This window comes from Acinetobacter sp. PK01 (genome assembly GCF_022819285.1).
In the GTDB taxonomy this organism is placed as follows: domain Bacteria; phylum Pseudomonadota; class Gammaproteobacteria; order Pseudomonadales; family Moraxellaceae; genus Acinetobacter; species Acinetobacter tandoii.
Genome location: NZ_CP094643.1, coordinates 323,313 through 337,638, shown reverse-complemented (window position 1 = coordinate 337,638; position 14,326 = coordinate 323,313). Strand labels below are relative to the sequence as shown.

10 protein-coding genes and 1 pseudogene are annotated in these 14,326 nt (G+C 36.8%); 6 read left to right on the top strand and 5 right to left on the bottom strand.

The window, feature by feature from the left end:
* Nucleotides 1-225: 225 nt before the first annotated feature.
* The 3 genes from MP622_RS01540 to MP622_RS01530 form a co-directional block, all read right to left on the bottom strand.
* The gene (locus MP622_RS01540) at nt 226-1,035 is read right to left on the bottom strand and encodes a hypothetical protein (RefSeq protein ID WP_243792168.1); all 810 of its coding nucleotides are present in this window, start codon (nt 1,033-1,035) and stop codon (nt 226-228) included.
* Between the two features lie 319 nt (nt 1,036-1,354).
* On the bottom strand, nt 1,355-2,077 hold the full coding sequence (locus MP622_RS01535; protein ID WP_243792166.1) for a metallophosphoesterase: 723 nt from the start codon (nt 2,075-2,077) through the stop codon (nt 1,355-1,357).
* A 178-nt stretch (nt 2,078-2,255) separates the two neighbouring features.
* Nucleotides 2,256-2,741: a hypothetical protein gene (locus MP622_RS01530; protein WP_243792165.1), complete on the bottom strand. Its 486-nt coding sequence runs from the start codon at nt 2,739-2,741 to the stop codon at nt 2,256-2,258.
* 68 nt (nt 2,742-2,809) lie between these two features.
* Here MP622_RS01530 and MP622_RS01525 point away from each other — a divergent pair, with 68 nt between their 5' ends.
* Together MP622_RS01525 and MP622_RS01520 are read left to right on the top strand one after the other, a co-directional pair.
* Nucleotides 2,810-3,037: a helix-turn-helix transcriptional regulator gene (locus MP622_RS01525; protein WP_243792163.1), complete on the top strand. Its 228-nt coding sequence runs from the start codon at nt 2,810-2,812 to the stop codon at nt 3,035-3,037.
* A 304-nt stretch (nt 3,038-3,341) separates the two neighbouring features.
* Nucleotides 3,342-5,654, top strand: a complete 2,313-nt coding sequence (locus MP622_RS01520) for an AAA family ATPase (protein WP_243792162.1) — start codon at nt 3,342-3,344, stop codon at nt 5,652-5,654.
* Nucleotides 5,655-5,858: 204 nt separating this feature from the next.
* Here MP622_RS01520 and MP622_RS01515 read toward each other — a convergent pair.
* A pseudogene (locus MP622_RS01515) lies at nt 5,859-6,392 on the bottom strand (cation:proton antiporter); the annotation flags it as partial.
* 245 nt (nt 6,393-6,637) lie between these two features.
* Here MP622_RS01515 and MP622_RS01510 point away from each other — a divergent pair.
* Nucleotides 6,638-7,195 (top strand): hypothetical protein, encoded by a 558-nt coding sequence (locus MP622_RS01510; RefSeq protein WP_044737927.1) that lies wholly within the window; start codon nt 6,638-6,640, stop codon nt 7,193-7,195.
* Between the two features lie 72 nt (nt 7,196-7,267).
* On the opposite strand, the gene MP622_RS01505 is transcribed toward MP622_RS01510, so the two are convergent.
* Nucleotides 7,268-8,485 (bottom strand): multidrug effflux MFS transporter, encoded by a 1,218-nt coding sequence (locus MP622_RS01505; protein WP_243792160.1) that lies wholly within the window; start codon nt 8,483-8,485, stop codon nt 7,268-7,270.
* Nucleotides 8,486-8,626: 141 nt separating this feature from the next.
* Between MP622_RS01505 and yccS the strand changes: the two genes are divergently transcribed.
* From yccS to MP622_RS01490, 3 genes are all read left to right on the top strand, one after another.
* Nucleotides 8,627-10,801, top strand: a complete 2,175-nt coding sequence (yccS, locus tag MP622_RS01500; RefSeq protein WP_151503673.1) for a YccS family putative transporter — start codon at nt 8,627-8,629, stop codon at nt 10,799-10,801.
* Nucleotides 10,802-10,961: 160 nt separating this feature from the next.
* The gene (locus MP622_RS01495; RefSeq protein WP_016167056.1) at nt 10,962-11,522 is read left to right on the top strand and encodes a YcxB family protein; all 561 of its coding nucleotides are present in this window, start codon (nt 10,962-10,964) and stop codon (nt 11,520-11,522) included.
* 161 nt (nt 11,523-11,683) lie between these two features.
* Nucleotides 11,684-14,293: a sulfite reductase flavoprotein subunit alpha gene (locus tag MP622_RS01490; protein WP_243792159.1), complete on the top strand. Its 2,610-nt coding sequence runs from the start codon at nt 11,684-11,686 to the stop codon at nt 14,291-14,293.
* Nucleotides 14,294-14,326 lie beyond the last annotated feature (33 nt).

The following is a 14,326-nucleotide window of genomic DNA, read 5'->3' as shown; positions in this document are numbered from 1 at the left end:
ACTAGACAGTGATGAGTTATTTACTGATTAAAGGGGTAAATAAACTTAAGGTGGCGTAAGTGTCATATAGAAAAAGAGGGTTTAGGTTTTTAGAGCACTTAGGGTAGCACAATAGGTTGATGATGTGAAATCAATCAACCTTGTGAAAATATACGGATTAGCACATATACAGAAATTAGATTAATTATCTTCTCTTGTATGTGTTCTACGTTTTATTTCTAAAAATTAATTAACTAATTTCTTTAGTTCTCGACTACGAAAACTCTTCACAGCAGTGCTTTCTGATACATTATCTTGTAAATCTAATGAACAATTAGTAAATGTTGCAATTGCATTATCAGTTAAACTAAATCCATTAGGTAGCAATCCACAATTTTTCTGATAATTCATTTCAATCCCTTCTAATATTGCTCTATAGTAATCGCTTAATGACGGTCTAATCCCAACAGTCATTGCTTCAGTAACAGGATCATTTGCAATTATATCTGCACTTTTTGCATCTTCAGCTATGATTGTTATGATTTCAGCAAGACTAGGCCAATATTTTCCATCAAATCGCCCCTGTAGAGCACCCAACTTCTCTTCAAGATAGTACTTGAAACTGTAATTTTGTTTCGATGCCTCGCGAATAACATTAACAATATGATAATGCGTGCCTGAGCTAAAACTAGATGTATTCTCTAACATCGATCTTTGTTCAACTAATTTAGCTAATTCATCTGCTTTTGTGGCAATCTGGCGATTCACATACGTTAGTTTCTCCCGCTCTTCTCTAGCACTTTTAGCTTCTTCGGGATTCCATTGCGAAGCTATCCCAATCAATAAATCTAAGATATTTTCTAGTAGCTGAGGGTTTTGTTTTAGCTTTACATACAACTCCTCATACACACTTTTCATCTCTTCTCTTCGAGCAAGCAAACGATCAATAATTTGATTATCACTGAACTGTATATTCGCTTCAATATTTTGCTTTTTTGTTTCGAGTAGGATCTCTTCACATTTTTTAACGGCAAAGGTTCTTGGGAAATGTTTCATAGTACGCTTCCATGATTACGCTTGATTTATAGTGTACTGTGGCTATTTTTATCTGTCGGTAACGCAACCAGAATTATTTTTCTACTGTTCAGATACCCTATCTAAATTACTTTAAGATTGTAAGTATGTATATTTATCAATCGAGGCTTGTACTTCTTTAATCATATGATCTAATTTAACTGTGATAAAGCTTACAAAGTTTGCTCTTCAAACCACTTCAAAATATTAATTTATTAAATAATAACAGTATTTTACACTGCATATAACAATAATAAGTTACGTATCAATTCGAAACTATGGCTTTAAAAAAATAAGGAAGTTAACTCAACTCTTTAATAGTTAATCTTTTTCCAAATACAACTCCTGTATCGACATAAAAACAGTTATGAATTTGCCTTGCTTCTTCAACAACTGTATGCCCTAGATAGATTTCATCAATTCCAATTACATTTTTGAACTTTTTATTCTTGGGAGCATAAGAAATTCTGCCTCTTCCCCATAATGCCTTTTGAAGAGCAGATGAATTTTCTGAAGTAAAATAATCATTTCTATAAATTGATTTTTTGAAGTCTTGCCAATTGTTCAAATCGATATCGGCATGAACGAATCCATACACTTTTCCATTAAAAGCGACTTCTAATACTATTGGCAAACTAAGGCATGAGTTTATACATTCAAGTTTTTTATCAATAGGAAGCTGATATAACCACGCCCCTCCATGCTTACAATGGAAATCAACCATTTCTGGCACTAGTTGAGCTTCTAGACACATTTGCTCATGATTTCCTCGAATTGCTTCGAACCAAGGTTCTTTGATTAGTTCAAGGCATTTAAGACTATCTTGGCCTCGATCGACTAAATCACCCACCGATATAATCAAATCCTTTTTAAAATCAAACTCTATCTTTTTGAGTTGCTGCATAAACTCTAAATAGCAACCATGCAAATCACCAACAACAAATAGACGCTTGATATGAGATGCATCTAAATATTTTATAAGTACATGTGCAGGAAAAAGATCTGCCTCTGACTTAAGTACCATGATTCAACACAACCGATTTTTTCAAACTACTTTCAAATAAATATTTAAAGTCTTATCGACACTTTGATAACTCGCATATTTCTGACAATGGGTGCTATCAAATAAAATGTGTTTAGAACCACTCTCAAATATGTTATCTAGTTGCTTAATGTATTTAAATCAACACACCTAGATAAAATTATATATTATTCAATATGATATCAATTGCAGTTAGCTCTGACTCAAGTCTTAATAGCTTTTTATCGCGATCAGATGTAAAGGTCAAAACTTTATTCTTGATGTTGGGATATAAAGCCACATATTTATGAAAAGTTTCCAATTCAGCCTTGATCTTATGCACTTTGCAATTTACTTGATGATAATCAAATAAAAGCTTTTTTTGTACAGAATCTTTGTCATAGATGATATCCGAATGAGCTATAAAATTTTTTCGATCACAATTTGTGCTGTACTTAAAAGTACAACCAGAACGATCAATGATCATTATATGTGACTCACCTAACTCTCTAACGATAAGATAAATTTTTTGATAGTACTTTTTTGACTTAAACTCTGGAAAACAATGAATAAATCCTCCATAAATGTCCTTAAATTCACTGTTTTGAAAAGTATTTTCCGATAAATATTTCAACAAATCCTGCTTCAGTCTGAAAGTAATATTCATCCAACAACCAACGTACCACAAATATCCTATTTTGGGATATTTTCACTCATAGTTCAACATCTTTGGCTATGAATTCAATACATGACCCAAGATATAGGGCAATCATTCAAAGATTAATTATTTTGCGTGAGTCAAAAGACATGACTCAGGTAGAACTAGCTATGTCGTTAAAAAAACCGCAATCTTACGTATCCAAAACTGAAACTTATGAAAGACGGTTAGACATCATTGAGTTACAAGACTGGCTAACAGCTTTAGATACCGATATTTGCTCTTTTTTAGGAAATATTAAATAAATTACTGTTCTATTTTTAATTTCAATAGAATTGTTATAAAAATCCATAACTAAAAAATTTAATACGAATCTCAATATCCATAGTGCTAGCATCCCAACAACTTAAAAAGTTATTTTTACTTTTTCATTATTCGTTCACTAATTTAAAGATAATTGATAATTTTCCTAAATATATTCCTAAATCACATTTTTTTTCATGATGCTGACTTTAGTTAATTTTAAAATAAAAAAATCAAATAGATAAAAACTAAAGTGTATATTTGTTATGCTAACAGAATTATATAAATAATATCTGGGGGGACAACATGTTAGAAAAAATATTAAAAATCGAAAATATTAAACAGTGGCAACATAAGGGGGGGCTAAATCAAACCTTTGATCAACTAAATTTAATCTACGGAAGAAATGGTTCAGGAAAATCCACGTTATGTAAAATATTTGAAAGTATAAACCTTAAAGATAAATCTAGTATTCAAGCTTTACAGCCAATTGAGTCACAAGGTAAACAAAACCTACAACTTAAGTTTAATTCTTACAATCTATCATTAGATAATTTACAATCTGATTTCCCCTTTCGAGTATTTAACCAAGCATTTATAGACAACAATCTATATATTTCTAATAGTAAAGATCGTAAACAATTATCAAACTACTATGATTTCTCACTTGGATATGTATCAGTTGAAAAAGAAAAAAAAATAGACCATTTAAAGTCTGAAAATGAAAGTCTAACAGCTCAAATTTCACCTATTACAATTCGACTATCAACTAAATTTCCTTCAAAAACAATTACTCAAATTAGGTCTACAAAGGAAATCCCAGATTGTAATAAAAAAATTGAGATTCTAAAAGAACAGCTTCAAGATCTTAAAAGCGTTGAACACTTTAAGAAACGTAAAAGTCTATCTCTTTTATCACTTGATAAACCAAAATTAGATACTGACATTTTTACTCTCAATATAGAGACTCTGTCCAAAGAGGCAGAAGAAAAAGTAAATCTGCATATCGCTCATAATCTTAAGGAGCAAGATAAGCAATGGATTGAATTAGGTACAAATTTAGTTACTGAATCAAACCAATGTCCCTTCTGTGCTCAGTCATTGACATCATCACCAATATTTCATTTATATCAGGAATTTATAAATGAGTCCTATCTCACTGCAAGTAGTAATTTCGAACTCTCTAGTAGTGACTTTGAGTTAAATGTAATAAAGATTGGTGTAAAAATTGAAGAACTAGAACAAATAGTAAAGATTAATAAAGAAATAATCCGTGAGTGGGCGGATCGGCTAGATGAGATTCCTTTAGATTATAATTTTTCTCTTCTTAATAGGCTTTCAACTAACCTTGAATTAGAGAGCTATAAGCTAGTCAGGGAGAAAAAGAAAGATTTGTTATCAAAGATAGATCTAACAATATTTCATGGAATTTTTCATGAAATATTCGATGGTTTAGATTTTACTGATTACAATAAAGAAGTTAATAGATTTAATGAAGCCATTAAAAAATTTATAGATAGTTTAGCAAAAGATACAATGCAATCTATACAGTTTCAAATAGATGAAATAGAAACATCAAAATTAAGATTTTCGCCTGAAGTTATAGAAGCACTTGAGGAAATTAAAAGGCTTGAGAGCATAAAAACTGAAAATACGAGCAAAATAAAAGAATTACGTGAAGAAATTACCAAAGAGCAAGAGGAAAGTATTAAAAATCATAAGGATTCAATCAATGAAATATTACAAAGTTTTCACTCTATGATTCGTATAAAAGAGTTGGAAAAAGACAATCGTGGCAAAGGCGGTTCAACACGATTAAAATATGTCATCACCTTTATTAATAATGAACTTTCTGCTCTAGATGAAGAGCAACATCACCACATTTTTGAGCATATTCTAAGTCTTGGTGACAGATCTGCACTGGCTTTATCTTTTTTCTTATCTAGATTCTCAAAAAGTAATAATGATAATTCAATCATCATTCTTGATGATCCAATGTCATCTCTAGATAGGTATCGTAAAGATGCAACTATTATTCAAATTGCAAAACTACTTCAAAATAAATATCAAACATTCGTCTTTAGTCATGACCCATTCTTCCTATCTGATATCTATAAACACTCAATTCTATCAAAGAATACTAATTGTTTTGAAATTGAAGTTTCATATAAGGATTTAGATCCTCTTAAGCCTGATAGTGCGAAATATATTTCTAGCAAAATGATTGATAGAGACAATTATGATTCTTATGTACTTCACTCATATCATAAAGAATATAACAAACTTTATGATTTTGTTTCCAATGGCCGTGAAGCAGATAAAGTAGAAATAGCTAGATCTATACGTCCTATTTTGGAAGCTTATTTAAGATTTTTATATCCAAAAGAGTTTATCAAAGGAATGTGGCTAGGCGACATGATTACGAAGATCCGTCAAGAAACCGATCACTCAAGCATATTTTACGATAAAAATGGAAAATTTAGTTCTATTGAGAGAATCAATGAGTTTTCAAAAACATATCATCATGCTGAATCTTTCGATACAAAGATACAAGATTTAGATTTCTCTACAGTTCAATATTACGCTAAAGACACTTTACAATTTATAACTGGTTTGTAATCAGGTTCGACATCCCCCCGTCATTTGGTTCTTAATAATGAGAAGCTTTTTTTGGGGGGATACTCAAAAAATACGGAATTTTTTATTCGAAAAAAGAGCTTTTTTAAGTATTTTTTTAATAAAATACGGAAATTTTAAGTTCAAGAATATTATTATATGATTTTAATGAGTTAGTGAGAATTCCATATTGACAAATATGGTGTATTCGCCTTCTAGCTTGACCATTAAATGGTGCGGTGCACGAACCGAACTTAATACTCCCTTAATCCCAATCGGATCGGTTGCCCCCAAAGCTGCCCCCAAAAGCAACAACACTAATAGGTCAACATGGTGCCCGACTAAAAATTGATAACCATAGAGCGCCACGCCGAAGAACACGGCACAGAGTACCAATGCGATACTGGCTAAAATACTGATCGGCTTCCAATAACTACGTAAATCAGACACTTTGAACTTCAAAGCAGAAGAGGTCAGAATAAAACAAATCACCCCGTTGATCAGAAAATCATAGAAATCGATGTGACGTACGGCATTTTCAATATTATGAATATTGATGGTAATAAACTGATTACCATTTAACAGACTTGCCCCCCACTGCAAAATAAAGACAAAAATTGCGGAGACAATCGGAACACCTATGGCTTGTGGAAAACCTAAAATTCGCTTGTTAAAAATCGTGGTCGCAATTGATAATGCAAAAATAACCGTGAAAATTTGAAGAAATAAAAAATTACCCATGCGAGTTCCGATGCTAACCAAGAGATAAAATCAAGCGAATGAACTCAATGATTTGCGAACTAAATATTGACTTAAACACTATTCTTTACATTTCAGTGTACCGTCTTTTAAAGCTAGCCTCCTAGTTTCGTTAAATTTTTTTAACATAAAACTTGTACAGGATTAAACAAAGCGTTTAGATTGAATCCCTATTCAAATGACTCACGCTATTTTGCCGTTTAAACTTTTAGGAGATTGGCTCATTTATGCACCAGACCATTAAAACCGTATTTCGCCTATGTTTCGCAACCAGTATTTTTTTAATTACGTTGGCATTGGTCTGGACATGTATCGTCAAAACATTAGAAATTAAAAATGCGACTCAAGCTTTAACTCAAGCGCAACAGTTTGAACTAAAGTCAACTAGAGCTAAACCTCTGGTACTGGTTACCAATAATCAGAAACCCGATGAGTCTGTTTTTATTCTCGTCGCCAACCAAGGCTTTATCGCCAAAATGAGCTGTGAGCACTATGCACAAGACTTGTGTATCGATGCAGAGAATCAAACCCATCGACGTCAAATTGACACTTTGGGTTTAAAAAAAATTGGGCAGCAACATTATATTCAACATATTCAATTTCATGACAGCCAAACTCAGAAAGTCAGCCGTTTTAATTATACTGATGTGCAAATCCAAACGTTCTTCCAACAAGACATTCAGCAGTTAAAATATGTGGTCTTCGGGATTGCTATCTTTGCGCTAATTGCTTTGTATGTCAGCTTCCGTATTCTGCGTAACTTTAAGCAATTTCTTCGTAAATAGCCCATAGCTGCGTATTCAAAAACAGCCATCTTTTTTCAATCATGATGATGGCTGTCTTACTTCGCTTCAGCCCTATGATTGAGCCATTACTTTTTCTGGAGATAAACTAAAGATTGCTAACATTGCGATGGCAATGAAACACAGCATCAAGGTTGCCATATTCATTAAGTCTGTCCAAACCAAGAAATTCAGAATCACTCCGCCTAGCAAGCCGCAAGCAAATTGCATACTGCCCATCACCGCACTCGCTGTTCCTGCACGTGCACCTTGTTCAGACATCGCCAATGCCATTGCATTTGGGCCTGTAAAACCAATTCCTGAAACCGCCAAGAACATGCCTGCATACACCAGTTCAATTGGAGCTTGTTGCAACAGACCTGCAAGTACTAACACCAAAGCACCTGTAAGCTGAATAAATCCGCCAATTTTCAGACGGGTAAAGACAGAAAGATGTTTACCCATTTTTTTGTTTAGGGTCGATAACAACATAATCCCAAAGGCATTCGAACCAAAAGCAATTGCAAAGTGCTGTTGATTTAAACCATAACCATTCATCAACACCGATGCGGATGAGCTGATATAGCAAAACAGCACACCACCCGAGAAACAGCCTGCCAACATTGGAACGCGAAAGCTACGATCTTGAAAAATAGCTGCATACAATTGGAAAACTTGGGTTAAATTTAAACGTAGACGGCGTTCAGGCTGTAAGGTTTCCTGAAAAAAGAAATGAATACACAACCAGCATGCAGCGCCAATCATCATTAGAAAAACAAAAATGGCGTGCCAATTAAAATAACTAAGCACCAATGCTCCCAAAGTTGGTGCCAAAATTGGTGCCACCCCCATCACAATCATCATACTGGCAAAAGCCTGTGCAGAGGCATTCATATCTAAACGATCTCGAATAGCGGCTCGTGCAATTACCACCCCTACACATCCTCCTAATGCTTGTAATACTCTGGCAGCTATGAGTGCCCATTCATTACTCGCAAGCACGCAGAGCAAACTGGCAACGACATATAAGCTTAAGCCATAGTACAGCGGTTTCTTACGCCCAATCCGATCACTCAATGGTCCATAAATAAGCTGCCCAATTGCGAGTCCCAAAAAATAAGCAGGCAAAGTATTTGCCACCATTTGGGTACTAACCCCAAAGTCTTTGGCCATTTGCGGCAAAGCAGGTAAATACATATCAATGGAGAGTGGACCTAAGGCAGTTAATAACGCCAACAACATAATCCAAGAAGTCGAATAGGTTTTTTTTACGGGAGATTGAGCAGCATTCATATTTAATTTTTAACTACGAAGAAACAAGACAAGCTTACACTCTCCATAGTATTATTTCTTGATGAAAAAAGTGAAATTAAATCCTGACTCAAGCCTACTTTTTGCATAAAGGTTTGATGTACATCTCTTGAAGGAAACCACTTGAACACTTGGCTTACTCGTCTGAAGCAAACCACTTATAACACCTCTTTTATGTATAACGTGCGCATGATTATTGCGTTCGCAGGGACTGCATTTGTTCCTTATTTTTTAGACTATCAACTGGCCACCATCCCACTTACACTGGGTGTTGTTGCCGCAGGTCTCAGTGATATTGATGACCGCTTCTCGGTGCGTCTTTTAAATTTGGTTTATACCTATATCGGTTTTTTTGTTACAGCAACCTCTATTTATTTTCTTTTCCCGCACCCGATTCTGTTTGCCATCGGGCTGATCATCTCATGTATTGGCTTTATTTTATTGGGTTCTTTGGGTCGACGCTATGCCACCATTTCTTATGGTTGTTTGGTCATTTCTGTGTATTCCATGTTGGGCGTACATTTATTTGACCAATGGTATATGCAACCTTCACTACTGGTCGCAGGTGCCGCATGGTATGGTGTCATTTCCACCATCAGCTTCTTGTTGTTCCCTGTGCGTCAAGTACAAGATAAGTTGTCCGAATGCTATTCCTCACTGGGCAATTTCCTCTTTGCCAAATCCAATCTATTTGATGTAGACATGACCCCACAAAGCTATCAGCAAAGCATGATTGATTTGTCACTGGAAAATGGCAAATTGGTGGGCATTTTCAACGAAATGAAAACTGCCCTGCTCACTCGCTTAAAAGGTGACCGCGGTCAACGCGATACTCGACGCAGTTTACAATATTATTTTGTCGCACAAGATATCCATGAACGCGCTGATTCTGCCCACATTGACTATCAAATTTTAACCAAAGTTTTTGAACACAGCGATATCCTATTTCGCTTCCAACGAATTTTGACTATTCAGGGTAAAGCCTGTAAAGATTTGAGCGAAAGCATCTTATTACGGAAAAACTATAAACATAACAAGCGCTTTAAACATTCTTTTCAAAATCTAAAAGTGTCTTTAGAAAAATTACGCGACGATAACCATTACGATCCGATTTGGGTGAATGCCCTGTTCTCTTTATACCAAAACCTGAAGTCGATCGATGCACAACTGCGTAACTTGGAAACTGAACAAAATATCGTTTTTGATAAAAGTAAACAGATTGAAAACCAGCTTAAAGATGATGATCTTAAAGGTTGGGATGATATTGTCATCCGAATCAAACAACATCTTACACCTGAATCTGTGTTGTTCCGTCACGCTATCCGACTCTCAATTGTTTTACTGGTCGGCTATATTTTTGTACAAGTCACGCAGATTCAATACGGATACTGGATTATTCTAACCGCATTATTTGTCTGCCAACCCAACTTTAATGCCACCAAACGCCGACTCCGTCTACGAGTCGTCGGCACACTCATCGGAATCATCATTGGTGAAGCGGTATTGTATTTTATTCCTTCAGTTGAAGGTCAGTTACTGCTGCTAGTTTTAAGTGGTGTATTGTTTTTTGAATTACGCAGTAAACAGTATGCTCAAGCGACTGCCTTTATCACCATTTTGGCTTTAATTAATTTTAATTTAGATGGTCTTGGTTTTTCAGCCGCTGTACCTCGAATGATTGATACCTTGATCGGTTGTGCCTTGGCATGGTTAGGCGTGAGTTTTATTTTTCCAGATTGGAAATTCCGTCGGCTACCGCATAGTATTCAACGTAGCTTACAGGCGCAATGTGCCTACTTAAATGAAGTGATTCAGCAATATAAACAAGGGCGTAATAATGGTCTGAATTATCGTGTCGTGCGACGTGCCGCACATAACACCGATGCCGATGTCGCCTCCCTGATTTCAACCCTTGCCACCGAACCCGACTTTGACCCTACGCAAAAAAGTCAGGCATTTGAGTTTCTTTGTTTGAATCACACCTTTTTGAGTTATATTGCGGCCCTCGGTGCACATCGTGCCCAAATCACAGATCCTGAAATTCTAAATTTACTCAGTCAGGCGCAGGAAGATATTCAAGGTGCATTACTGAAAGATGAAATGCCCGATTTAACTGCACAAAATATGTTGCAAACCATTCGGCAGCGCCTCACACAAGATAAAAAAGAAGATCAATTGTCTTTGATTATTTTGCAGCAATTATCGTTAATGTTCAGTATTTTGCAGCAATTGAGTCACCTCAAGCAAAACTTGAGCAATGAACGTGATGATCAGGCGACTGAGTTTGCATCTTTATAATGAATATCGAATTTTAAAAATCATAGATTGGCTGGCGGGGCATCCAAAATTTTGCTGTTAAAAAAGCAGCAATTTCCCCGCAATACAATGCATTTATAACGTATCAACCCTGACTATTTAATGCTAAACTTTCTCTAGTTTTAAATTTGCTCTTTTCACTATGACCGCAAAAAATTTATACGCTTACACGCTACAACCTGTGAACTACGAAATCTCTGAAGCTGAGCAACGCCATGCTCAGATGGTGATTTGGCGTAGTACCAATAAAATTAGCACCAAAGCATGGATGATTATGGGTGCCATCGTAGCTCTTGCGATTGTGGGCATCATCTTATTAAAAAACTACTCAACTATTTTTTGCTGGGTGGCAATTGTCGGGGTGGCTTTATACCTTGCAATCCGCACTTATGGCTTAGAGTGGTATGTTAAACGCAAAATGAATGAGTTTCCTGTTCAGGAAATTAAAGGCGTAAAACTGGGTGTACAACCTCACGGTATCGTGATGCGCCAGCAAATGGGTATGCAAGAAGGCGTTGGTGCAATTGGCTGGAAAGACATTTACGAATGGTACAACACGCCAGAATTTATGTTGTTGAACTTTAAAGTCAAAGGTCAACAAGGTGCCTATATTTTACCTAAGCGCATGGACTCACGTAATTTCTCTTTTGAAACCATACGCAAGCATTTAAATGAATCTGTAGGTGAAGCGAAGAAAATCTAAGCGACCCGATTCCTGAAAAGCCTTCTGAAATATGAAGGCTTTTTTACAAAACCAATTAAAAACGATAATGAGAATAAATATTATCCTCAAAATCCACATTATCTGCCAAATCTTAAGTTATAATTTCGCCAATTTTTTCACACTTCCAACACTTGACCATCATGTTGAAAAAAATATTTTTCCAAATCCATTGGTTTATGGGGATTACCGCTGGATTAATACTGTCCATTATGGGCGTGACTGGCGCTATTTATTCTTATGATCAGCAAATCCTTCAATGGATCAATACAGATAGCTATGTTGTACAGGCGGAAAATCGAGATAAGCTTACACCAGCTGAACTCTATTTACATTTTCAGCAAGTCGATCCGAAGATCCAGATTAATAGCATCACAATTGCGAAAGACCCGACAGCATCAAGCACGGTCAATATTGTCAAAGAAGGGGCACGACGCGGCTATAACATGATGGTCAACCCCTACTCTGCTGAAGTTCTGCCAGAAATAAAAGGACAAGGTTTTTTCCAGTTTGTGCAGCAATTGCATCGTAATTTAACCGTTGGTCCTGTAGGGAAACAAATTACGGCAGCGTGTACACTCATGCTGATTTTCTTTGTCCTGAGTGGATTATATTTACGCTGGCCCAAAAAACATTCGGTTAAACAATGGCTTTTTGTTAAGCCAAAACTCAAAGGTCGTAATTTCCTGTGGGACTTACATGCCGTAGTGGGTACATGGGTGGTGGTATTTTATTTACTAATGGCATGTACAGGACTTTACTGGTCTTATGATTGGTGGCGTAGTGGCATGTTTAAAGTGATGGGCGTGGAACAACCAAAACCAGAAATGCAAGGCGGTAAACCTGAAGGACAACGAGCTTCACGTGGAGCATCAGGTGAACACGCCTCACAAGGTCGTTCTCATAATGCCAATATACAAGCTGGAAGCAGTGCTGAGCTTAGTCCAGTGCAAATGCAAACGGTACTTTCACAAACTTGGATAGGTGTTCAAGCCAAACTAGGACATGACTACTCAACACTCACTTTAAACCTGCCTAAAAAAGCAGATGGTCAAGTTGAACTTGGTTTTGTCGAACCAGTTCCACAACATGAACGAGCACGAAATAAAGCCGTCTATAACTATCAAACTGCAACCATACAAAATATTGAATTATATGCAGACAAAAAGCTCAATGAGAAAATCATGAGCAGTATGCTGCCCGTACATCGTGGTAGCTTCTTTGGGCCTGTATATCACTTCTTTGCCATGCTTGCTGCACTTGCAATGCCATTGTTCTTTGTCACTGGGTGGATGCTGTATCTTAAACGTCGTAAGCAGAAAAAATTAACCTTAGCAGCCCGTGTAAGCCATCACAGCATCACTGTAGATCCAAATGCAAAACCTTGGCTGATTGCTTATGCATCACAAACGGGTGTAGCTGAGCAATTGGCTTGGCGTACAGCCACGAGTTTACAAGAGGCTCGCCAACCCGTTACGGTCAAAACCGTGCAACAACTGACTCTAGAAGATCTGCAATCTGCTCAACAAATCTTGTTTGTTGCAAGCACCTACGGTACGGGCGATGCACCTGATCTTGCTTCAGGTTTTGCCAAGAAAATACTGAATAGTCAAATAGATTTAAGCCATGTGCATTTTGCAGTATTGGCCTTAGGCTCCAAAGAATATCCAGACAGTTATTGTAGCTTCGGACATGCCATTGCGGCTTGGCTTAAACAAAATCAAGCACATGCACTGTTCGACACCATAGAAGTCGATAATGCCAACCCTGAAGATATACAGCGTTGGAATAACGCACTAGCAAAAAGTAGCAAGCTTGATCTACAAGCCATGCACATCGATAAAACATTTGATCGCTGGACATTAAAGCAACGTGATTTATTGAATCCAAATAGTCTTGGTGCACCTGCATTTAATATCGAACTGCAAGCCCAGCATGAAGCACATTGGCAAGCGGGTGATATTGCCGAAATTCAACCCGGCAACAGTGCAAAACGTATTGCTGAATTTATGGCAAAACATCAAATTGCCCCCCAAACTCAGGTGGAATCCTTAGCTGTTTCAATTGAGCAGGCATTATGGGATAAACAACTAAATACCGATGTTGAACCTTTTGCCAACATGGAACACCTACTTGAGCAACTACACACTTTAGCTTCACGCGAATATTCGATTGCCAGTATTCCCTCGCAGCAAACACTACGTTTAGTGGTACGTCAGCAAAGTGATCATACGGGTGAACTTGGCTTAGGTTCGGGTTGGCTAACAGCACATACTGAAATTGGTCAAGAGATTGCACTTCGTATTCGTAATAATGAGTCATTCCACCTCATTGATGACAATCGTCCAATCATTTGTATTGGTAATGGCACAGGCATTGCAGGACTGATGAGTCTATTACATGCGCGTGTCCGTGCTGATTACACCCAAAACTGGCTGATCTTCGGTGAACGGCAACGAGAACATGACTTTTTCTATCAAACTACGATTGAAGCGTGGCAAAGCACAGGCATGTTAGAACGCCTGGATTTGGCTTTCTCACGTGATCAAGCGGAAAAGGTTTATGTACACCATGTTTTGCGTAATCAAGCAGCAGAGCTAATCTCATGGTTCAATCGTGGTGCAGTCATTTATGTCTGTGGTAGCATCCAAGGTATGGCCCAAGATGTCGAGCATGCGCTCATCGAAATTCTGGGTGAAAATACGGTAGAACAGCTTCGTCAAGAAGGGCGCTATCGTCGTGATGTGTACTAAAAAGCAGTAGCATAAAATAAAAAACCGAGCTTA

What these genes read in the sequence shown, in the direction of transcription:
- MP622_RS01510 (WP_044737927.1), top strand. Translation starts at nt 6,638, where the DNA reads ATGCACCAGACCATTAAAACCGTATTTCGCCTATGTTTCGCAACCAGT.
- MP622_RS01535 (WP_243792166.1), bottom strand. Translation starts at nt 2,077, where the DNA reads ATGGTACTTAAGTCAGAGGCAGATCTTTTTCCTGCACATGTACTTATA.
- MP622_RS01540 (WP_243792168.1), bottom strand. Translation starts at nt 1,035, where the DNA reads ATGAAACATTTCCCAAGAACCTTTGCCGTTAAAAAATGTGAAGAGATC.
- MP622_RS01530 (WP_243792165.1), bottom strand. Translation starts at nt 2,741, where the DNA reads ATGAATATTACTTTCAGACTGAAGCAGGATTTGTTGAAATATTTATCG.
- MP622_RS01525 (WP_243792163.1), top strand. Translation starts at nt 2,810, where the DNA reads ATGAATTCAATACATGACCCAAGATATAGGGCAATCATTCAAAGATTA.
- MP622_RS01505 (WP_243792160.1), bottom strand. Translation starts at nt 8,485, where the DNA reads ATGAATGCTGCTCAATCTCCCGTAAAAAAAACCTATTCGACTTCTTGG.
- MP622_RS01490 (WP_243792159.1), top strand. Translation starts at nt 11,684, where the DNA reads ATGTTGAAAAAAATATTTTTCCAAATCCATTGGTTTATGGGGATTACC.
- MP622_RS01520 (WP_243792162.1), top strand. Translation starts at nt 3,342, where the DNA reads ATGTTAGAAAAAATATTAAAAATCGAAAATATTAAACAGTGGCAACAT.
- MP622_RS01495 (WP_016167056.1), top strand. Translation starts at nt 10,962, where the DNA reads ATGACCGCAAAAAATTTATACGCTTACACGCTACAACCTGTGAACTAC.